The following is a 20,200-nucleotide window of genomic DNA, read 5'->3' as shown; positions in this document are numbered from 1 at the left end:
CGCGGGCGCTTGCGCGGACTGTTATAGCTCGCGCAGCGCCCGTGCCGGCTTGGCCCGCAGCAGCGGCAGCGATCCGCCCAGCGCGAAGGCCAGCACCAGCCCGACGCCAAGGCCGAGCACGGCCAGCACCTGGCTCCAGTCAGGCAGCCAGTCGAATTCGAACAGCTGGGTGATCACCACCCACGCCAGCCCGCCGCCAAGCGCGAGCGCCACCAGCGCCAGCACGCCCGCCAGCAGGCCGTATTCGGCCAGTTGCAGCAGCAGGATCTGCCGCCGGCTCGCGCCCAGCACCCGCAGCATGACCGTGTCATAGGTGCGCGCCGCCCGCGCCGCAGCAATCGCGCCGAGCAGCACGGCAAGCCCTGCCAGCACCGTCACCGCCGCCGCCGCAAGGGTCGCAAGGCTGACCTGCTGGAGCAGGTTCCTCGCCTCGATCAGAATACCGCCCACCTCGATCACCGAGCTTGAAGGGAGTTCCTTCACCAGTCCCCGCAGCAAGCGCCCGCGCGCGGCGCTGTCCACCTGCTCTGGCAAGTCGATCGTGGCGGAGAGATTGTGCGGCGCATCGCTGATCGCATTGCGGCTGAAGACGAGGATGAAGTTGAACCCCATGCTCTCCCAGTCGATTTCGCGTAAGTTTGCGATGCGCGCGGTGCGCTCGACCCCGAGGATGCCGACGGTGATGTAGTCGCCGACCTTGAGCCCCGCCGCCTCGGCCAGCCGCGCATCGACCGAGACCAGCGGTTCGCCGCGATGGAACGGGCTCCACCATTCGCCCGCCACCAGCCGGTTGCCCTGCGGGATGGTGTCGGCATAGGTCAGCCCGCGCTCGCCGCGCAGGCCCCATGCGCCCTCGGGCAGCTCTTTCAGATCGGCGACGCGGATCATTGTGTCCTTCGGCCCATAGGCGAGCACCGCGCCGCGCATGGTCGGCACGGTGCGGATGGCCGCCTTGGGGAAGTCGGCCTGCACCAGTTCGAAGAAGCGCGGCTCCTTGTCGCGCGGCACGTCGAGCACGAAGTAGTCGGGCGCCTCTTGGGGCACGCGCTGCTGGATATTGCCGTCAATCGCGCTCTGGACGGCGGCGAGCAGCACGAAGGCGGCAAGCCCGAAGCCCAATGCCGTCACCAGCGAGGCGGTCGGCGCGCCGGGGCGGTGGATATTGGCAATTGCGCTCCTGAGCAGCGGATTGGCGGGGCGCGGCAGGCGGCGCGCGGTGGTCTGGATTGCCCAGCCAAGCCCGGCGAGCAGCACCAGCGCGCCGCCCGCGCCGAGCAGGAATCCGCCCGAGAGCATCGGCTGCGCTGTCGTCAGCAGGGCCAGCGCGGCAATCGCGCCAAGGCCCAGGCCCGTGGCGATCAGCGCCCGCTTGTCGCGCGAGAGCGGCACGATGCCCGACCGCATCAGCGCCATCGCCGGAAAGGTCCGCGCGCGCAGCAGGGGCGCTGCGGCAAAGGTGAAGGCCACCAGCAGGCCATAGGCTCCCGCCAGCAGCAGGGCTGGCGCTGAGATAATGAACCCGCTCTCGACCGGCAGCAGGCCTTGCAAGGCGCTCGCCAGCAGCGGCGTTACCAGAATGCCCGCTGCAAGCCCCGCGACACTGCCTGCCAGCGCGGCGACACCAATCTGCATGGCATAGATGCGCACGATGTCGCCCGAGGTCGCGCCCAGAACCTTGAGGGTCGCGATGCTGGAGCGGCGCTGATCGAGATAGGAGGACACGCCGCCGGCAATCCCGATCCCCGCAATCACCAGCGAGGCAAGGCCCACCAGCGTCAGGAAATCGCTCATCTGCCGCACGAAGCGGTCTGCGCCGGGCGAGGCGCGGTCACGCGTGCGGATGTCGAAGCCGGCATCGGGGAAGGCCTTGGTGAGCGTCTCTTCCACGCTTTCCGGATCGTTTGCGGCATCGGTAAAGGCGACCCGGTGCTTGGACTGGTAGAGCGCGCCCGGTTGTAGCAGACCGGCAGCGGCGGGCACGTCTTCGGCCACGATCACCGTCGGGCCGAGCTGGAAGCCTTCGGACAGGCGATCCGGCTCGTCCTTGATCACGCCTGCTGCGCGCAAGGTGATGGTGCCGACCTTGAAGCTGTCGCCAAGCTTGAGCCCGAGCCGTTCGAGTGCCGTTTCGGCAATCCACGCATCCGTGCCGCTCGGTGCACCCGTTTCGCGGCCATCGGCCAGCGTCAGGGTGCCGAACATCGGCCACTTGGCATCCACCGCCTTCAATTCAATCGGCGCAGCCGCCTCGGGCGTGCTCGCCATTGCTTGCAGACGGAACCCGCCCGAAACCTCACCATACTTCTCCAGCGCGGCCATTTCGTCGGGCTTGAGGTCGCGCTGCCACACCTCGACTTCGAGATCGCCGCCGAGCAGCTCCTGACCCGACGATGCCAGCTCGCTCTCGATCGCGGCGGTCAGGGTGCCGATCGCCGCCAGAGCCGCCGTGCCGAGGAAGATGCACACCAAGAGCAGGCGCAGGCCGCGGAACCGGGCGTTGAGATCGCGCCGGGCAATCCCCCAGGCGGCGGAGAGCGGGAGGCTCATGTCAGTTCGCCGTGTCCGAGACGATCACCCCGTCGGCCATGGTCAGCACCCGCTCGCAGCGCGCCGCGAGCGATGCATCATGCGTGATGATCAGCAGCGTTGCTCCGGTCTCGGCGCGGCGGGCGAACAGGAGGTTGATGATCTCCTCGCCGGTTGCGGCATCGAGATTGCCGGTCGGCTCATCGGCGAAGATCAGTTCCGGGCGCGGCGCGGTGGCGCGCGCAATGGCGACGCGCTGCTGCTCGCCGCCCGAAAGCTGGGTGGGATAGTGCCCGGTGCGATGGCCAAGGCCGACCGCTTCGAGTTCGGCAATCGCGCGCGGGGCGGCATTGTCCATGCCCGCCAGCTCCATCGGAGTGGCGACATTCTCGGCCGCGGTCATCGTCGGCAGCAGGTGGAAGGCCTGCAAGACGATCCCGATCCGCCCCCGGCGCGCGGCGGCAAGGCCGTCTTCATCGAGGCCGGTGAAATCCGCCCCCGCCACTGTCAGGCTTCCCCCGCTGGCGCGTTCGAGGCCGGATAGCACCGCCATCAGCGAGCTCTTGCCCGAGCCCGAGGGGCCGAGCAGCGCAACCACCGCGCCGTGGGGTATGTCGAGGTCGATACCGCGCAGGATCGTGACCGGCGCGGCACTGCTGCCGAGTGTCAGGGTGAGATTGCGGGCGGAGATTGCGAGAGAGGGACTTGTCACGGGGTTCCGATGGCATAGGTGAGGGGCTGCAACAAGCTACAGCTAAGGAAGGCTCGCGGATGCACAAGCGCGGTTGGTCGAATATCGGGATGGTTTGCACGATTGCGCTGATGTTGGCAGCGTGCAGCGGCGAGGCAGAGGATGCCGCGCCCGCGCCCGCAGCAGAGGCGGCGGCCGAGGCTGCCTTGCCCGCGATTCCCGTGATGGGTCCCGAACGCCGCATCCTCGCCTTCGGTGACAGCCTGTTTGCAGGCTATGGCCTCAAGGACGGGGAAAGCTACCCGGCGCGGCTGGAAGCGGCCCTGCGCGCCAAGGGGGTGAATGCGAAAATCACCAATGCCGGCGTATCGGGCGATACCAGCGCGGCAGGCGCGCAGCGGCTCGCCTTCACGCTCGATGCCCAGAAGGAAAAGCCCGATCTGTTCATTCTCGAATTGGGCGGCAATGATCTGCTGCGCGGCATTTCGCCCGATCAGACCAAGGCCAATATCGGCCAGATGCTCGCCGAGCTGAAAAAGCGGGGCATTCCGGTGCTGGTGATGGGCATGCGCTCGCCCCCCAATTACGGGCCGGAATATCAGGCCCAGTTCGATGCGCTCTACCGCGATTTGGCGAAGGACTATGGCGCGCGCCTGATCCCCTTCTGGCTCGAGGACATCTACCGCGAGCCGGACCTGTTCCAGAACGACAATATCCACCCCACCGCAGCTGGCATCGAACGGCTCGTGGCCGCGACCATGGGGGATGTGGAAGGGGCGCTGCCCAAGGCGGAGTGAAACCACCTCCGTTCGCCTCGAGCGTGTCGAGAGGCATTGCACGCGTGTCTCGACTGCGCTCGACACGAACGGGGATGGTCCTAAACCCGCTCGACGCTCCCGCCGCTGACCCGCCAGATCGCCGCTTCGGCGCGGATTGCATCGAAGGGGGCAAGCTCGGTCCCCGTCATCCACACCTGCGCGCGCCCCTGACGCAGGCGGCGGAACAGCTCGGTGCGGCGGACCGGATCGAGGTGGGCGGCAACTTCATCGAGCAGCAGCACGCTCGGGCGGCCCGCCGAGGCAAGGATGCCGTGGGCGAGGGTAATCGCGATCAGCATCGCCTTCTGTTCGCCGGTCGAGCAGGAGGCGGCCGGCTGGCGGGTGCTCGCCATCACCACCTCTAGTTCGTCGCGCTGCGGGCCGGTGAGCGCACGTCCGGCAGCGCGATCACGCGGGCGACCCCGGGCCAGTTCGGCGCGCAAAGAGCCTTCGTCGGACGGACCGCCAGGGCGATAGGTGAGAGCGGGCCGCGCGAAGGGTTCGGGGGGCAGGGCGGAGAGCTCGTCGGCCAGCCGTGCCACCAGCTCGGCGCGAGTGGTGCTGACGGCGGCGCCGTGCTCAGCTGCCTGTGCTTCCACCGCATCCAGCCAGCGCGCATCGCCGCCATTGTCGAGCAGCCGCCCGCGTTCGCGCAGGGCCGTCTCCAGCGCATTGACGCGCCGCGCATGATCGGGCGCGATGGCGAGCGCCATGCGATCCATGAAGCGCCGCCGCGCGCCCGCGCTGTCGGTGAAGAGCCCGTCCATCGCCGGAGTGAGCCACGAAAGCGCGAGCCATTCGGCAAGGCTCGCTGCGGTGGCGGCCGCGCTGTTGACGCGGACCAGCCGCCGTCCGGGTGCGCCTGCCTCGGTATAGGTGCCGAGCCGCGCCGAGACCGTGCCTTGCTCGATCAAGCTGGCACCGATGGCGAAGGGCAGGGGATCGGCGCCCGGAGCTGCCTTTCGCGCCAGATCGGCGAGATTGGCCCGCCTGAGGCCGCGTCCGGGGCCGAGCAGCGAGATGGCTTCGAGCAGGTTGGTTTTTCCTGCGCCGTTCTCGCCCACCAGCAGATTGAAATGCGCGGTCTCGCCCAGCGTCGTGGCCGCGTGGTTGCGGAAGTTTTCGAGGCTGATTTTGCTGAGGCCCATGGCGTTCTCGCGGGTAGCGAGGGGGCGGGGATTTGGCCAGTGGTTAGCGGCCGGAATCGCCAATGCCAAACATTGGGAAATTTCCCCAAGCTTTCGGATGGGTGAACGGGTTGTCGCCCGGTTGAAAGCAGGAAAACCGCAGAATTCCGCCATTTTTCGAGTTTGGCACGGCTCCTGCAATGTTGTTTGCATCCCCGGGATGGTCCCGCGGGACAGCAAAAAACACCAAGGAGACCTTCTCATGTACGCCATCGAAACCGGCAACCGCCTCTTCGCCGCCGCCTTCTCGATCCTCGTTTCGGCTGCCTTCTTCGCTTACGCCATCGTGCCCGCCACCCCTGGCCTGGTTGCCTGAGCCCAGCGCTTTCCGCACCAAGGCTTCTTCAAAGGACCAACCCCATGTTCGGCTCTGACAACTCCGCCCGCTTCGCCTCTGCCGCCTTCGCCGTTATCCTGACGGTTGCCAGCTTCGCCTATGCGAGCCTGCCCGCCAGCCCCGGCATGATCGCCTGATCCGCAATCACCCAGACTGGAGACCAAGTGCCATGAACAACGTCACCCGCAATTCCGATGGCAAGCCGCCCCGCGCTGGCTTCCGCCTCGACAAGACCAACGGCAAGGTCTTCGGCGTCTGCGCCGGGATTGGCGACTATTTCGGCATCGATGCCATGCTGGTGCGCGTCGGCTTTGTTGCCGCGACACTGCTCGGCTTCGGCAGCCCGATCCTGATCTACCTCGCGGTCGCCCTGATCGCGGACTAATCTTGCTGGCAGGCGGGCACCCTTATCGCGGTGCCCGCTGCCCGGCCATTACATGGCGCTGATGCCGCCATCCAGTTTCAGCTCCGCCCCCGTCATGAAGCGGCTTTCGTCGCTGGCGAGATAGAGCACCGCATTGGCGATGTCGTTGGGCTCGCCCACGAATTTCAGCGGGATCTGGCGCGCGAGCTTTTCCAGCAGCACATCCTTTTCGAGCGATGCCGCCCGCGCGGTGCCATCAAGGATCGGCGTATCGACGAAGGTCGGATGCACCGAATTGCAGCGGATGTTCATCTGCTTCTTCGCGCAGTGCAGCGCGATCGACTTCGACAGCATCCACACCGCCGCCTTGCTGGCGTTATAGGCGGGCATGGTGTCGCTCGCGATCAGGCCCGCGATCGAGGAGATGTTGATGATCGATCCCGGCGCGTGTTCGCGCATCAGCGGCAGGGCCTTCTGGCAGCCGTGGAAGATCGAATTGACGTTGATGTCGAAGCAGCGCTGCCAATCGCTGAAGGTGCAGGCCTCGATATTGCCCGGCACGCCGATCCCGGCATTGTTCACCAGCACATTGAGCCCGCCGAGGTGCTCGCGCGCGGCGTCCACGGCGGCTTCCCACTGGGCCGGATCGGTTACGTCATGCGCCATGCCAAAGGCTGTGCCGGCGCCCATTTCGGCATTGATGATCGCCGCAGTTTCTTCGGCTCCTGCGCCATTGATGTCGGTCGCCAGCACCCGCGCGCCTTCCTGCGCCAAGCGGATGCAATGCGCGCGGCCGAGGCCTTGTGCGCCGCCCGTCACCAGGGCCATCTTGCCCGCTACCCGTCCTGCCATAGTTCAATCCTCTCCCAAATATCCCGGTGTAAGCAACATCGCGATGCGCACGTCGACCGCGTGGCCTGCGCGCCGCCACTCGGCCACGAAGCGCGAAAGATCACGCAGCGCAACCCGGTGGACGGTGATATTCTCGCCTTCGGTGCCGCCGCCCTCGCTGACGCGTTCGAGCGCGGTGGCCTTGAACAGGGTAAAGCATTCCGAGACCATGCCCGGCGAGGAATAGAATTCGCCCAGCACTTCGAGCTTGCCCGCGCGGTAGCCGGTTTCCTCCTCCAGTTCGCGCGCGGCAGCGACGCCGGCACCCTCGCCTTCGTGGCCCGCATCATCGCCGATCAGGCCGGCGGGAACTTCGAGGCTGAAGCGCGACAGCGGCACGCGGTACTGGCTGACGAGGATGACATGGCGGGTGCCGTCGGCGTCGTCATCCAATGCGATGATCGCAGCGGCGCGGATCCCGCGTGCACGCCCGACATATTCCCAGCGCCCCCGCTGCTTGGCGGTGATGAAGCGGCCTTCCCACATCACCTGCTCGGGCAGGTCGGCATCGCGGTCTTTGAGCAAAACAATATTCTCCGTTTGTCCTGAGCCTGTCGAAGGACTGCACTTCTCTTTTGCCGGCGCACAGAAGAAGGACGGCCCTTCGACAGGCTCAGGGCGAACGGGTCAAGGTGCTAATTCGTCAAACCTCGATCAGCCGATCGGGCAGCTCGTTCTCGTCCTCGCTGCCGCGCGGGAAGTGTTCGGCCAGCACGAAGCCGACATCGCGGATGCCTGCTGCCAGCCCCTCCGCCACGGCACCTTTCCGGATATGGGCGAGCATATCGCCCATCGCCTCGCCCCAGACTTCGGCGGGGACCTTGGCCGCGATGCTCTCGTCCGCGACGATCTCCGCGCGGTGTTCGCGCATCGAGAGGTAGATCAGCACGCCCGTGCGCCCGGTGGTGCGCGCCTGCGCGCCGACCTTGAACTGGCGCACCGCCTGATTGTGGACGCGGATCGTCTTGGTGGGTGCGGGGATCAGCGCGAATTTGAGCGGCTGCCACTGCTGCACCAGCATCACGCCCAGAAACTTCACGAGGCCGAGTGCGATCACCATGCTGGCAAGCTCGCCCGCGCTCCACACATGGCCCCAGCTTCCCGTCAGCGCGTCCCACGTATCGAGGAAGGGCTGGGGGAGCGCAGCGAAGACACTCATCGCGGTAAAGGCTGCGCCCGCCGCCCATAGCAGGGCGACGTCGGTATAGCCGTCGGAACTCTCGGCCAGCACCGTGACAATCTCGCCCGAGGTGTTCGCCTCGGCCGCGCTCACGGCCTCGCTCACCAGCGCGCGTCCGGCATCATCGAGCCACGCCATGGCTACCATCCCCCCGATGCGCCGCCGCCGCCGGAGCTGCCGCCGCCAAAGCCGCCGAAACCCCCGCCGCCGAAGCCGCCACCACCGCCGCCCCAGTCACTGCCGCCGCCGCGCCCGCCGCCTTTGATCAGGCCCCGCGCGATGGCGCTGCCGACTTCCCACAGGATGATGTCGCGCGCCGTATCGCCGAGATCGCGTCCGCGGTCGCCCCAGGGGCCCTTGCCGCTGGCGCGATATTTTCGCCTCCGTCGCCGACCGGCGAGCATCGGCAGGATGAAGAAGAAGAACAGGAAGGCGAGCCAGATCAGCACGCCGAAGGGAAAGCCTCCGTCGCTGCGGCTGCGCTGTTGTTCGGCGGCCTGCGCGGCTTCCTCGATCGCGATGGCATCTTCCGGGCTCTTGGCGAGGTGGGCGAGGATCGCCGCCACGCCATCGGTCACGCCTGCGTCGAAATTGCCTTCCTTGAAGCGCGGGGTGATCACATCGTTGATCACGCGCCCTGCCATTATCCCGCCGAAATAGCCGTGCAGGCCGTAGCCGACCTCGATCCGCAGTTTGCGATCATCGCGCGCGATCAGCAGCAGCAGGCCCATGTCGCGCTTGGCCCCGCCGATGCCCCAGTCCGAGAACAGCCCGGTGGCATAGGTCTCGATCGAAGCCCCGCCGAGATTGGGAACCGTGGCGACAATGATCGCGCGGCCCGTCTGCGCATTATAGGCGCGCAATTCCGCGTCGAGCTTGGCCACTGTTTCGGGCGCAAGGATGCCCGCCCCGTCATAGACCGGGCCATCGGGGCGGGGCGGGTAGTCCTGTGCGTGGGCTGCTGTGCCCAGCGCGAGCCAGACGAGGCCCGCCAGCAGCAGCAGCGCCCGGCGCAGCGGGGCGAGGGCGGTTGTCACCTCAGTTGGAAGCCGCCGGAGGTATGCCGCCGGTGATGCCGGTCATGTCGATCTCGGGGTTGACCGTGGCGGCTTCGTCGGCCTTGAAATATTCGAGCGCCTTCGCGCCGTGGATCACATTCGCCCCGATGCTGGAGGGGAAGGTGCGGATCTCGGTGTTATAGTCCTTGGCCAGCTCGTTATAGCGCACGCGCTCGGTGTTGATCTGGTTGTTCGCCTCGTCGATCGCGATCATCAGATCCTGAAAGCGCGGCTGGCTGGTGAGCACCGGATAGTTTTCCACCACGGTGCGCAGCTGGCCCATGGCCTGGGTCAGCTGGTTCTGCGCGTCGTTGAACTTCTTGAACTCTTCCGGGTTCGACAGGTCATCGGTGGTGATGTTGATCGACGTCGCACGGGCGCGGGCATCGATCACGCCCTGAAGGATGTCCTTCTCCGAAATGGCAGCAGCCTGCACCACGGTGACGAGATTGGGGATCTTGTCCGAACGGTTCTGCAACGCGCTCTCGACATTGCCCCACTGCGCCTTGGCGGCCTCTTCCTTGGTGGGCACCGAGTTGATCCCGCAGGCCGCAAGGCTGAGCGCGATCATGGCGGCAACAGCACCGCGCAGCATGGTGGTGAGATTCATCGCGAAGGTCCCTCTTCAAGGCACGGGCGCCGGCCCGGCCGTGGCTTTCTGTATTGTGGATATAGCACACCTCGACTCCCTTTCAAGCGGTGGACGAGCGCATCGCGGCGGCTTGGCAGGCGCGAGGGGCGGTGCCAGAACGAGGTTAATCGCTTAGCGAAAAAGGGGATTATCATGCTGTCGGAATTCAGGGCTTTCATCGCCAAGGGCAATGTCATCGATCTGGCCGTGGGTGTGATCATCGGCGCGGCTTTCGGTGCGATCGTCAAGTCGCTCACCGACGAGATCATCATGCCGATCGTCGGCGCGATCTTCGGCAATATCGACTTCTCGGACCGCTACATCGTCCTCTCGGGCGAAGTTGCGCCGGGCACGCCGCTTGCCGCCGCGCGCGAGGCGGGGGCCAACGTGATCGGGCTGGGGGCCTTTGCCTCGGTGGTGATCAACTTCGTGATCCTCGCCTTCATCATCTTCCTGATGGTGCGCTACGTGAACAAGGTCACCGCCAAGCTTGCGAAGCCGGAGGAACCGGCCGCACCCGCCGGGCCGACCGAAATCGAACTGCTCGCCGAAATCCGCGATGCGCTGAAAAAGTGAGGTGAGGGTGCAAGTGGCGCTAAGCGGCCGCTTTCCAGCCGGCATTTGATGCCGCGATGAGAGCCACTTGATCCCCGGTTGACCCCCTGATGGGGGGCCGATTTTCGATGTTTCACGTGAAACATTCGGGCCGTTTGCGGGGCTCGTGCACTTCACATTCAGGTTTGGCGCGCTATATCCATCCTCGCCGGTTTCGGCCGGCTATGGCGATAAACTGCTGCGTGCAATAGACGCAACGGACCCGGGGGCAGTACCCGGCGGCTCCACCAGAAGCGGCGTTTCGGCGCAACTCCTGACGGGGCCGAACTAGGATCGACGTGTGTTGAAAAGCGTAGTTTTTGCCCGGGCTGAGTAACCCGCATAAGGCTCAAAAACCATAAGTGCCAACGACAACGAAGCACTTGCTCTCGCTGCGTAATGTGACGGCCTAACGGCCTGAATTTACAAAGCCTAGAGCACGGTTCGGACCGAACCGGGTAACAGAATCGGAAACCGGGGGCCCGGGGGAGCCTAGCAACAGAATCCCCCACCTTCCTTCACCTGCGAACTTCTTGCAAAGGCGCTATTCGCCCGAGCGTGCCGCTGCTGCCTCGCGCAAATCGGCCACTTCTTTCTCCAGCCGGATGCAGTCGAGCATCTTCGCGCCGGCCAGAAACACCGCGCCAGTGGTGGCGAGGAACAGCAGTTGCCCGCCAAAGCCCGGGAACTGCTGGAGGTAGGCGGTGCCCCGCGCACACGAGCCGAGCGCGAGGGCATAGATGATCAGAAACGCCTCGAAGCGCGTCTTGATCACGAACAGCCGACCGATCTTGCGCAGCATGGGCATTCTCCGGGCAGACAAGGGGTCGGCAAGGCGAACCCTTTAACAATGTCGTAACCCTACGCCCGCTGCGGGCGAGTCGGCAAATGCGTTAACCAAGTGTCGCGAGGTCGAGCGCCTCCAGCAAGGCCAGCCGTGCCGCAATTACGCTCGCTGCCAGACTCTCTGTGCCAAGATCGGACGGATCGATCTGCGAAGGCCAATGGCTTGCGATCACCTGTTCGATAAGGTCGGCCTTGGCCTCGGTGAGGAGGAAGCGCGGATCCACTGTCGCCGGATCGCACACCACGCGCAGCCGCAGGCAGGCCGGCCCGCCGCCATTGGCCATGGATTGCTTCACATCGACCGGGATCACCTGCCGGATCGGGCCATTCGAGGCGAGCATGCTCTCGACCCAGCCCCATACGGCAGGGCTCTCGCGGCATTCCTCGGGCACGATCAGCGCCATTTCGCCCGAGGGCAGGGTGAGGAGCTGTGCGTTGAACAGATAGGTGCGGATTGCTTCCTGAAGCGAAACCGCGGTGGACGGCACCTCGACCACCTCCAGCGCCGGAAAGGCGGCGCGGATCGCATCGTAAGCACCCTGCTGGTCGGCAAAGGCCATGTCGTGGGTGAACAATACGCGGCCATTCGCCACCGCCACCACATCATTGTGGAAGGCGCCTGTCGCGATCGCCTCGGGTTTCTGCTCAATGAAGAGCGTGCGCGCCGGATCAAGCCCGTGGGCGCGCGCGATCAGACGGCTCGCCTGTTCGTGCTGGCGCGCAGGGAAGCGGCCGCCGGTCTTGCCATAGACGAACACCTCGACGCCCGGGGCATCATGGCTTTCGCACAGCCGCATATGATTGGCCGCGCCTTCATCGCCGAAGGTCGGTGGCACCGCATCATGGACCGCGAAGTGGCGCGTGTCGCCGAAAGCCACTTCCAGCTGGCGCTTGGTGTCGGGCCATTCCTGCGCACGGTGGAGCATGGTGACGAGGTTCGCTGCCGTCAGATGGCAGCGCCCGTCCGCCGTATCGGGCGCGGGGCTGACGGTCGCGGCATTGGCGGTCCACATCGAAGAGGCCGACCACGGCGCAGCGCGCAGCTGCGGCAGCTCGGTGCCGTCGAGCGCCAGCGCCTGGGCAAGCGCATGATTGGGGCGGGGCAGCGGCAGGAGAAAGCCCTGCACGCCGAGCCGCGCGAGGTTGCCGCGCATCTTGGCCACGCCCTGCAAGGCCGCCGCGCGCGGGTAGGACGGATCGCCCGCATGGCTTGCGCTGGCGATATTCCCGAGGCTCAGCCCCGCATAATTGTGCGAGGGCCCGACGATCCCGTCAAAATTGATTTCGGTCATGCTCATCGCGCCACGCTCCACACCATGTCGCCCTCGGACACGTCGAGCAGGTCCGCGCTGGCGCTATCGATCGCAATGCCGCCATCCCCGTCCAGCACCCGCGCACCGAAACAGGCGCGGAAGGTGCCGAGATGGCCGGTGGCGAGGATCGCCTTCTCGCCTTCGCCCACCATGAGGTTCGTGACGGCCGCCGTGCAGCTGCCCTTCACGCTGGTGACATTGTCGGTGTGCGCCACCATCGTTGGCCCGCCGTCGAAGATGTCGACATAACCCTCGGCGCGGAAGCCCTCGTCCTCCAGCATCCGCATCGCGGCGCGGCCGGTGGGGTGGGGCACGCCGATGACCGAGCGCGCATCTTCGCTCAGCATCGCGATGTAGACTGGGTGCTTGGGCATCAGATCGGCGATGAACTGGTTGCCGTTGATCGCGTTGAAATAGTCCGCGTCCTGGAAGCTCATTCCGAAGAAACGGCCGGCGACCCCGTCCCAGAAGGGCGATCCGCCGCGCTCGTCGATGATGCCGCGCAGTTCGGCCAGGATCCGGTCGGCAAAGCGCGCGCGGTGCATCGCCACGAACAGATAGCGCGATCGGGCGAGCAGCAGGCCGAGGCCTCCGGCGCGCTCGTTGGGGTGGAGGAACAGTCCGCCGACCTCGCTCGACCCTTCGAGATCGGTGACGAGGCTGAGCAGTTCGGCGCGCACCGTGCGGTCGAGTTCCTGCGAATACTGGGTGAGGGTGTTCAACCGGTACGAATAGAACGGCCAGCGCTGCCCGACCTTGGTCATCAGCTGGCAGGTGCCGCGCACCGCACCGGTACGCGCGTTTTCGAGCACCAGCACGAATTGTTCGTCGGTGAGCGTGTCGCCCTCGCGCGCAAAGGCCGTCTCGGCCCGCTCCAGCTTGCCACGGAGCGCGGCGCGATCAGGCGGCAGGTTGGTGAAACCCCCGCCGGTCAGCTTGGCCATCTCGTAGAGCGCCTCGAGATCGGAAACACGCGCAGCGCGCAGGCGAAAGGTCACGATATTGCTCCCTGAGCGAGACGCTCGATGACGCGGGCGGACAGCGCCGCGCGCTCGGCCAGACTGGGCACGATCAGATATTCGTCCGGCGAGTGGATCGCGCCGCCGCGCACGCCCATGGTGTCGACCACGGGGACACCGCAGGCGGCGATGTTGTTGCCGTCGCACACCCCGCCGGTCGATTTCCAGCGGATGTCCTGCCCCAGCTCCGCGCCGCATTCGCGCACGAGGTCGAACAGCGCCTGCGCGCGGGCATCGACCTTTTTGGGCGGGCGGGTGACGCCGCCGTGGCGATGTGTGGCGACTTGATGGGTTGCCTCAATATCAATCAGCAAGTGACTGAAGGAATGATCGAATAAAGTCCCGGCCTCGACAGTTCTGGGCCGGATATTGAAGCGCAGCACGGCGTGGTCAGGGACGACATTATTGGCCGAACCGCCTTCGAGCTTGGCGGGGTTGATGGTGATCTCGGCGTTCTCGAGCGCCTTCAGCCGCAGGATCAGATCGGCCGCCGCGACAATCGCGTTGCGACCCTCTTCCGGGTTGCGGCCTGCATGGGCGGACTTGCCGGTGATAGTGACCGAATAGTTCCCCGTGCCCCCGCGTTCATGCGCCAGCGTGCCATCGGGTAGGGCGGCGGGCTCATAGGTGAGCGCGGCCAGCTTGCCCGCAGCCAGTTCCGCGATCAGCGCGGCGCTGGCGAGCGAGCCGGTCTCCTCGTCGGAATTGATCAGCACATCATAGCCGAGACCTGATGCCGCGCCGCTCGCCTCAAAGGCCAGCAGCGCGTGAAGCATGACCGCGATCCCGCCCTTCATGTCGGCCACGCCCGGGCCGTTCAGCGTCTCGCCGTCGAGCCAGTTCTGGCGCTGGAAGGCGTGATCGGCGGGGAATACCGTGTCCATATGCCCGGTCAGCAGGATACGGCGGTTGGCCTGCGGTCGCACGCGCACCACCAGATGCTGGCCATGCGGCTTGGCAAAGGCGCTGCCATCGGCGGCAATCGCGGTGACGGGCGCGGGATCGACCAGTTCGACTGCGCCGGGCAGGGCCGAAAACGCCTCGGCCAGCGCTGCCGCCAGCTGCGCCAGTCCGGCGAGATTCGCGGTGCCGGTGTTGATCGCGCTCCACGCCTGCACCTGCGCCAGCATCGCGCCGGAGTCGATCATCTGTGTCCCGTCCATGGCTCCCCTCTAGCCGTGTGCGCGCAGCAGTCCAACCCGTTGCAATCGGCCGTCCCCTGCGCCATAGCGCGGGCCGGAATCGCATTCCATGTCCTCCTCCCCAGGACCCGACTTTCGGAGCCCATGAGGACACGCATGACTGAAATGACCACCCGCGCCGGCCTTGCCATCGATCCCCGTCTGGCGAGCTTCCTTGAGCGCGACGTGCTGGCCACGCTGAGCCGCGATTGTGAAGCTTTCTGGCAGGGATTTGCGGCGCTGCTGGCCGAGTTTGCGCCGAGGAACCGCGCGCTGCTGGAAAAGCGCGAGAGCCTTCAGGCGCAGATCGACGCGTGGCACATGGAGCGCGCGGGCCAGCCGCATGACGCGGCGGCCTACAAGGCGTTCCTTGAAGAGATCGGCTATCTCGTCCCCGAGCCGGGCGACTTCACCATCGGCACCCAGAACGTCGACCCCGAGATCGCGACCATGGCAGGGCCGCAGCTGGTGGTGCCGATCCTCAACGCGCGCTTCCTGCTGAACGCCGCAAATGCGCGCTGGGGGAGCCTCTACGATGCCTTCTACGGCACCGATGCACTCGATGCGGCTCCGGCGCGGCCGGGCGGTTATGACGAGCAACGCGGGGCAGCGGTGATCGCACGCGGGCGGCAGTTTCTGGACAGCGCCTTCCCGCTCGCAGGCGGCGCGAGCTGGGTAGACCTTACGGGGCGTGAGGCGATCATGCTAGCAGACCCCACCCAGCATGTCGGCACCATCGATAAGGGTGTAATTTTCAAAAACAATGGCTTGCACGCCGAAGTTGTGTTCGATTCGAGTACACCTGTCGGCGCTACCGATGCAGCGGGCATTGCGGATATCATGGTCGAGGCCGCGCTCACCACCATCGCCGATTGCGAGGACTCGGTCGCGGCGGTGGATGCCGAGGACAAGCTGCTGGCCTATACCAACTGGCTCGGCATCATCCGCGGCGATCTGTCGGAAAGCTTTGAAAAGGGCGGCAAGACCCTCACCCGAACGCTCGCGGGCGACAAGACCTTCACCGCGGCCGACGGCACCACGCAGACCCTCAAGGGTCGCAGCCTGATGTTCGTGCGCAATGTCGGTCACCTCATGACGAACCCTGCGATCCGCCTGCCCGATGGCTCGGAAATCCCCGAAGGCATTATGGACGCGGTTTTCACCAGCGCGATCAGCACGCTCGACTTCGAAGGCCATGGGCGTTTTGGCAATTCGCGCGAGGGCAGCATCTATATCGTGAAGCCCAAGATGCATGGGCCGGAAGAATGTCAATTTACCAATGACCTGTTTAACACGGTTGAGGATTTACTCAAACTCCCGCGCCACACCATCAAGGTCGGGGTGATGGACGAGGAGCGCCGCACTTCGGCGAACCTCGCCGCCTGTATCCACGCGGTGAAGGACCGCATCGTCTTCATCAACACCGGCTTCCTCGACCGCACCGGCGACGAGATTCACACCTCGATGCGCGCCGGGCCGATGCTCCGCAAGGGTGCGATGAAGGGCAGCGACTGGCTCAAGTCCTACGAGGCGCGCAACGTCGCCATCGGCCTTGCCCACGGCCTTTCGGGCAAGGCGCAGATTGGCAAGGGCATGTGGGCCGCGCCCGATCTGATGGGGCAGATGATGGTCGAGAAGATCGGCCATCTGAAGGCGGGCGCGAACACCGCATGGGTGCCGTCGCCCACCGCCGCGACGCTCCACGCGCTGCATTATCACCATATCGACGTGTTCGACGTGCAGAAGCACCTGCCCGAGCCGATGGGCCTCGACGCGCTGCTGGCGATCCCGCTCGCGCAAGGGGCGAACTGGTCAGCCGAGGACATCCGCGAGGAACTCGACAACAATTGCCAGGGCCTGCTGGGCTATGTCGTGCGCTGGGTGGATCAGGGCGTCGGCTGCTCCAAGGTGCCCGACATCAATGATGTGGGCCTGATGGAAGACCGCGCGACCTTGCGCATCTCATCGCAGCACATCGCCAACTGGCTGCTGCACGGCGTGATCACCGAGGCGCAGGTGATGGATTCGCTCGCTCGCATGGCCGTCAAGGTCGATGCGCAGAACGCGGGCGATCCGCTTTACGTGCCGCTGACGGGTAACGAGGACGGCGCGGCCTTCAGCGCGGCGAAGGAGCTGATCTTCAAGGGCGTGGAGCAGCCCAGCGGCTACACCGAGCCGTTGCTGCACGCTTGGCGTCTGAAGAAGAAGGCGGGTTAGGACAGCGCCTTTGCCAGCGCGATAAACTCCGCGACGCTGACAGTCTCGGCGCGGCGGGTTTCGTCGATACCGAGCACGGCGAGCGCTTCCAGCGCACCCGGCACGCCCTTGAGGCTCTGGCGCAGCATCTTGCGGCGTTGGCCGAAGGCGGCTTCGGTGAGGCGTTCGAGCATCCGCGCCGAGACGCCTTCCGGCATCGCAGCGGGGGTAACATGCACGATCGCGCTCATCACCTTGGGGGGCGGGGTGAAGGCGCTGCGGTGGACCTTCATCGCAAAGCGTGCCTCGGCGCGCCATTGGGCGAGGACGGCAAGCCGCCCATAGGCATCCTCCCCGGCGGCGGCGACGATCCGGTCGGCAACTTCGCGCTGGAACATCAGGGTGAGGGACTGCCACAGGGGCGGCCAAGCCTCGCCGCCGAGCCAGCGCACGAACAGCGCGGTGCCGACGTTGTAGGGCAGGTTCGAGAGCACGTGGAACGGCTCTGCGCCCATCAGTTCGTTGTGATCGAGCTTGAGCGCATCGCCCTCGATCACCGTAAGTTGGCCGGGGAAGGCCTCGCTCAGTTCGGCGAGGGCGGGAAGGCAGCGGCGGTCCATCTCGATGGCGGTGACCTTCGCGCCGGCGCGCAGCAGCGCGCGCGTCAGTCCGCCGGGTCCGGGGCCGACTTCGAGCACGCGGGCGCCTGCCAGATCGCCCGGAACGGCGGCGATGCGCGCCAGCAATTGCTCGTCGAGCAGGAAGTTCTGCCCCAGTGCCTTGGACGCCGACAGGCCGTGGCGCTGGATGACATCGCGGATCGGGGGAAGGTCAGCCATGCGCCGCCGCCCGCGCCTTGGCCATGCCGGCTGCCATGGTGATCGCCGCCGCCATCGCGCCGGGATCGGCAAGGCCCTTGCCTGCGATATCGAAGGCCGTGCCGTGATCGGGCGAGGTGCGGATGATCGGCAGGCCAAGCGTCACGTTGACGCCTTCGTCCACTTCCAGCGCCTTCAGCGGGATCAGCGCCTGATCGTGATACATGCACAAGGCCGCGTCATAGCCGGTGCGGGCGCGCGGCATGAACAGCGCGTCGCCGGGGACCGGACCGAAAGCGGCGATCCCCTCGGCCCGCAAGGCGGTGATGGCAGGCGTGATGATGCGCGCTTCCTCGTCCCCGAACTGCCCGCCTTCGCCCGCATGGGGATTCAGCGCGGCAATCGCGAGGCGCGGCGCGACGATGCCGAAATCGCGGGCCAGACCCGCAGCGACAATCCGCGCCTTGTGAATGATCAGATCGGAGGAAAGCAGCGCCGAAACCTCGGCCAGCGGCACGTGGACGGTGAGCGGCACGGTGCGCAAGCTTGGCCCTGCCAGCATCATCACCGCATCGCGATAGGGCTTGCCGCAGGCATTGGCGAGAAACTCGGTCTGCCCGGGATAGTCCCAGCCGATTGCCGCCAGCGCGCCCTTGGCCACCGGTGCGGTCACCAGCCCGCTCGCTGCGCCCGCGAGCACGCATTTCGCCCCCCATTGCAGCGAGGCCAGCGCGAGGCGTGCGCCATCGCTCGAAGGAGCAGCCGGGTGCCACGGGCCGTCTAGCAAGGCCAGCACCGGCAGACCGACAGCGCTGGCGAAGAGCGCTTCGGATGGCTCGGCAATCGGCACGATCGGGCAATCGATCCCCAGCGCCTCGGCCGCGCTCCGCAGCAACGCCGGACCGCCGACCACGAAGGCGGGCGGGGTGCGGCGTTCGGCGCGCAGCCGCGTCCATGCGCCAAGGATCACCTCCGGGCCGATCCCCGCAGGATCGCCCAGAGAGATGGCAAGAGGCGCTGCGGCTGCGCTCAATTGTATTCGATATAGGCGTCGTTACGCAGATCGCGCAGGTAGCGCTGGGCGCGCTTGTTGACGCGTTCCTGTTCGATCTGGTCCATCACCGCCGCAAAGGACGGTGCGCCCGCATCCTTGGGATCGTCCCGTCCGCACAGCATCAGCACGCGCACGCCTTCCTGCACGCCGCCGAACAGCGGGGTGGTCTGGCCGATTTGCAGGTTGAGGATGATCGCTCGCAGCTGTTCGGGAAGGTTGGCGGCCTTGATCTGGTCGTTCGAGACGACCTGCGCGCCAATCGCCGCCGCGCCCGCATCGACATCGCCGCAACCGCGCAGGCCCTCGACGAACTTGCCGAACTGTTCGACCTTGGCGCTCGCCGCGGCTTCCGAGATGCCAGCGGGGAAGTTGACCGAGATCTGCTTGAGGCTCAGCACCGCCTCGTTGGGATCGGCCATCAGCACCTGACGCTTGTTGATCAGGTAGATGATCGAAAAGCCGCCCGGAATTTCGATCGGGCCGTTGAGCTGGCCCGCCTGCATTTCGCGCGCCACTGCGGCAATCTGCGGGGGCAGCTGGCTCAACCGCACCCAGCCCAGATCGCCGCCGACGACCGCCGTGGTCGCCTCGGAGAACTGGCGCGCATAGGCGACGAAGCTGCCGCCCTGTTGCAGCTGCTCGATGATCGCCTGGACGTTCTTGAGCACCGCATCGCGGTTTTCGGTGGTGGCCGAAAGGTAGATTTCGCCGAGGCGGTATTCGTCGGTGCCCTTGGCCTCGTTCATGCGCTTGAGCACGTCGTTGACCTCTTCGGCCGAGACGTTGACGAAGGGCATGATGTTGCGGCGCAGGAGATTTTCCCACGCCTGTTCGCCTTCGATCTGACGCTTGAGCGAGGTGGGCGAGGAACCGATCGACTTGAGGTAATCGTCCATCTTCTTCGGCTCGTTGCCGAAGTTCTGTGCGGCCAGCTGCAGATAGGTCTTCTCGACCTCGTCAGGGGTGACCTTGAGTTCTGCCGCTTCGGCTGCCTGGATCTTGAGCGTTTCGTCGATCAGGTTGCGCAGCACCTGCACGCGCAGACGCAGCAGCTCGTCCTCTGGTACGGGTGCATCCGATGCGGCGGTAACGAGCGCCACGCGCTGGTCGATATCCGTGCCCGTGATGACGAAGCCGTTGACCACCGCGGTCGCGGTGCGGCGATCGGGATCGGTCTTGCCGAAGATGGTGATGTCCTCGGGCAGGCCGAAGGGGTTCTCGGCGGTCGGCACGGCAACGGTCTGCGCGCCCGCAGCCATCGGCGCCACGGCGAGGCCGAGCATCCCGGCTGCCGCCAGTGCGGTTCCGGTCTTGGCCAGAAGGCCCTTGGAAAACAGCTTCACACTCACTCGTATAATCCCGCTTTGCGGCCCCATGGATGGGCGAAGAATTCTGCGCGACCCCTCACGCATGCCCAGCCGTTGCCATGCAGCGGCTGAATGGAAGCTTGCTCCCGCCCGATCACCTTGGGCAAGGCCTGCTACCTGTCGGGGTGC

General features: G+C 66.2%; 21 protein-coding genes and 1 other RNA gene. 7 read left to right on the top strand and 15 right to left on the bottom strand.

The window, feature by feature from the left end; all coding sequences use genetic code 11:
- Nucleotides 1-21: 21 nt before the first annotated feature.
- Nucleotides 22-2,547 (bottom strand): ABC transporter permease, encoded by a 2,526-nt coding sequence (locus tag RSE14_RS05425; RefSeq protein WP_324076211.1) that lies wholly within the window; start codon nucleotides 2,545-2,547, stop codon nucleotides 22-24.
- A gap of 1 nt (nucleotide 2,548) precedes the next feature.
- Nucleotides 2,549-3,238: an ABC transporter ATP-binding protein gene (locus RSE14_RS05420; protein ID WP_324076210.1), complete on the bottom strand. Its 690-nt coding sequence runs from the start codon at nucleotides 3,236-3,238 to the stop codon at nucleotides 2,549-2,551.
- A gap of 59 nt (nucleotides 3,239-3,297) precedes the next feature.
- On the opposite strand from RSE14_RS05420, the gene RSE14_RS05415 reads away from it, so the two are divergent.
- Nucleotides 3,298-4,014 carry an arylesterase gene (locus RSE14_RS05415; RefSeq protein WP_324076209.1) on the top strand — a complete coding sequence of 239 codons (717 nt, stop codon included), beginning with the start codon at nucleotides 3,298-3,300 and terminating at the stop codon, nucleotides 4,012-4,014.
- An 80-nt stretch (nucleotides 4,015-4,094) separates the two neighbouring features.
- Here RSE14_RS05415 and recF read toward each other — a convergent pair whose 3' ends face one another.
- The gene (gene recF, locus RSE14_RS05410) at nucleotides 4,095-5,183 is read right to left on the bottom strand and encodes a DNA replication/repair protein RecF (protein ID WP_324076208.1); all 1,089 of its coding nucleotides are present in this window, start codon (nucleotides 5,181-5,183) and stop codon (nucleotides 4,095-4,097) included.
- A gap of 241 nt (nucleotides 5,184-5,424) precedes the next feature.
- Between recF and RSE14_RS05405 the strand changes: the two genes are divergently transcribed.
- From RSE14_RS05405 to RSE14_RS05395, 3 genes are read left to right on the top strand one after another with little or no spacing between them, the layout of a single operon-like run.
- Entirely contained in the window at nucleotides 5,425-5,538 is a 114-nt protein-coding gene (locus RSE14_RS05405) for an enoyl-CoA hydratase (protein ID WP_324076207.1), read from the top strand.
- A gap of 44 nt (nucleotides 5,539-5,582) precedes the next feature.
- A complete protein-coding gene (locus tag RSE14_RS05400) occupies nucleotides 5,583-5,696 on the top strand; it encodes an enoyl-CoA hydratase (RefSeq protein ID WP_324076206.1) in 114 nt (37 codons plus the stop codon).
- A gap of 32 nt (nucleotides 5,697-5,728) precedes the next feature.
- Complete coding sequence (locus RSE14_RS05395) at nucleotides 5,729-5,944, top strand: PspC domain-containing protein (RefSeq protein WP_324076205.1); 216 nt, start codon at nucleotides 5,729-5,731, stop codon at nucleotides 5,942-5,944.
- A gap of 48 nt (nucleotides 5,945-5,992) precedes the next feature.
- Here the strand turns inward: RSE14_RS05395 and RSE14_RS05390 are convergent, their stop codons facing one another.
- From RSE14_RS05390 to RSE14_RS05370, 5 genes are all read right to left on the bottom strand, one after another.
- Nucleotides 5,993-6,775: an SDR family oxidoreductase gene (locus tag RSE14_RS05390; RefSeq protein ID WP_324076204.1), complete on the bottom strand. Its 783-nt coding sequence runs from the start codon at nucleotides 6,773-6,775 to the stop codon at nucleotides 5,993-5,995.
- Between the two features lie 3 nt (nucleotides 6,776-6,778).
- Nucleotides 6,779-7,300, bottom strand: a complete 522-nt coding sequence (locus tag RSE14_RS05385; protein WP_324076828.1) for an NUDIX hydrolase — start codon at nucleotides 7,298-7,300, stop codon at nucleotides 6,779-6,781.
- 157 nt (nucleotides 7,301-7,457) lie between these two features.
- Entirely contained in the window at nucleotides 7,458-8,132 is a 675-nt protein-coding gene (locus tag RSE14_RS05380; protein ID WP_324076203.1) for a TPM domain-containing protein, read from the bottom strand.
- Nucleotides 8,133-8,134: 2 nt separating this feature from the next.
- A complete protein-coding gene (locus RSE14_RS05375; protein WP_324076202.1) occupies nucleotides 8,135-9,031 on the bottom strand; it encodes a TPM domain-containing protein in 897 nt (298 codons plus the stop codon).
- Nucleotide 9,032: 1 nt separating this feature from the next.
- Complete coding sequence (locus RSE14_RS05370; RefSeq protein WP_324076201.1) at nucleotides 9,033-9,662, bottom strand: LemA family protein; 630 nt, start codon at nucleotides 9,660-9,662, stop codon at nucleotides 9,033-9,035.
- A 174-nt stretch (nucleotides 9,663-9,836) separates the two neighbouring features.
- Between RSE14_RS05370 and mscL the strand changes: the two genes are divergently transcribed.
- Together mscL and ssrA are read left to right on the top strand one after the other, a co-directional pair.
- Nucleotides 9,837-10,259 carry a large conductance mechanosensitive channel protein MscL gene (gene mscL / locus RSE14_RS05365; RefSeq protein ID WP_324076200.1) on the top strand — a complete coding sequence of 141 codons (423 nt, stop codon included), beginning with the start codon at nucleotides 9,837-9,839 and terminating at the stop codon, nucleotides 10,257-10,259.
- Between the two features lie 147 nt (nucleotides 10,260-10,406).
- Nucleotides 10,407-10,753, top strand: a transfer-messenger RNA (tmRNA) gene (gene ssrA, locus RSE14_RS05360).
- Nucleotides 10,754-10,821: 68 nt separating this feature from the next.
- Here ssrA and RSE14_RS05355 read toward each other — a convergent pair.
- From RSE14_RS05355 to RSE14_RS05340, 4 genes are all read right to left on the bottom strand, one after another.
- Nucleotides 10,822-11,079, bottom strand: a complete 258-nt coding sequence (locus tag RSE14_RS05355) for a hypothetical protein (RefSeq protein WP_324076199.1) — start codon at nucleotides 11,077-11,079, stop codon at nucleotides 10,822-10,824.
- A 91-nt stretch (nucleotides 11,080-11,170) separates the two neighbouring features.
- Nucleotides 11,171-12,421: an N-succinylarginine dihydrolase gene (locus RSE14_RS05350; protein ID WP_324076198.1), complete on the bottom strand. Its 1,251-nt coding sequence runs from the start codon at nucleotides 12,419-12,421 to the stop codon at nucleotides 11,171-11,173.
- Nucleotides 12,418-13,434 (bottom strand): arginine N-succinyltransferase, encoded by a 1,017-nt coding sequence (locus tag RSE14_RS05345; protein WP_324076197.1) that lies wholly within the window; start codon nucleotides 13,432-13,434, stop codon nucleotides 12,418-12,420. Before RSE14_RS05345 ends, RSE14_RS05350 begins: the two co-directional genes overlap by 4 nt.
- The gene (locus RSE14_RS05340) at nucleotides 13,431-14,603 is read right to left on the bottom strand and encodes a hydrolase (protein ID WP_324076196.1); all 1,173 of its coding nucleotides are present in this window, start codon (nucleotides 14,601-14,603) and stop codon (nucleotides 13,431-13,433) included. Before RSE14_RS05340 ends, RSE14_RS05345 begins: the two co-directional genes overlap by 4 nt.
- Before the next feature lie 150 nt (nucleotides 14,604-14,753).
- Here RSE14_RS05340 and RSE14_RS05335 point away from each other — a divergent pair, with 150 nt between their 5' ends.
- The gene (locus tag RSE14_RS05335; protein ID WP_324076195.1) at nucleotides 14,754-16,853 is read left to right on the top strand and encodes a malate synthase G; all 2,100 of its coding nucleotides are present in this window, start codon (nucleotides 14,754-14,756) and stop codon (nucleotides 16,851-16,853) included.
- On the opposite strand, the gene rsmA is transcribed toward RSE14_RS05335, so the two are convergent.
- The 3 genes from rsmA to RSE14_RS05320 are packed head-to-tail and all read right to left on the bottom strand — an operon-like array spanning nucleotide 16,850 to nucleotide 20,080.
- Nucleotides 16,850-17,671 carry a 16S rRNA (adenine(1518)-N(6)/adenine(1519)-N(6))-dimethyltransferase RsmA gene (gene rsmA / locus RSE14_RS05330; RefSeq protein ID WP_324076194.1) on the bottom strand — a complete coding sequence of 274 codons (822 nt, stop codon included), beginning with the start codon at nucleotides 17,669-17,671 and terminating at the stop codon, nucleotides 16,850-16,852. The genes RSE14_RS05335 and rsmA overlap by 4 nt on opposite strands.
- Nucleotides 17,664-18,683 (bottom strand): 4-hydroxythreonine-4-phosphate dehydrogenase PdxA, encoded by a 1,020-nt coding sequence (pdxA, locus tag RSE14_RS05325; protein ID WP_324076193.1) that lies wholly within the window; start codon nucleotides 18,681-18,683, stop codon nucleotides 17,664-17,666. The genes rsmA and pdxA overlap by 8 nt, the downstream gene beginning before the upstream one ends.
- Nucleotides 18,680-20,080, bottom strand: coding sequence for a peptidylprolyl isomerase (locus RSE14_RS05320; RefSeq protein ID WP_416379365.1), 1,401 nt, complete (start codon nucleotides 20,078-20,080; stop codon nucleotides 18,680-18,682). The genes pdxA and RSE14_RS05320 overlap by 4 nt, the downstream gene beginning before the upstream one ends.
- Nucleotides 20,081-20,200 lie beyond the last annotated feature (120 nt).

The sequence above is a fragment of the Erythrobacter sp. genome, assembly GCF_035194505.1.
In the GTDB taxonomy this organism is placed as follows: domain Bacteria; phylum Pseudomonadota; class Alphaproteobacteria; order Sphingomonadales; family Sphingomonadaceae; genus Erythrobacter.
Note: the sequence above shows the minus strand (reverse complement) of the source record. Positions and strands in the feature narration are given on the sequence as shown.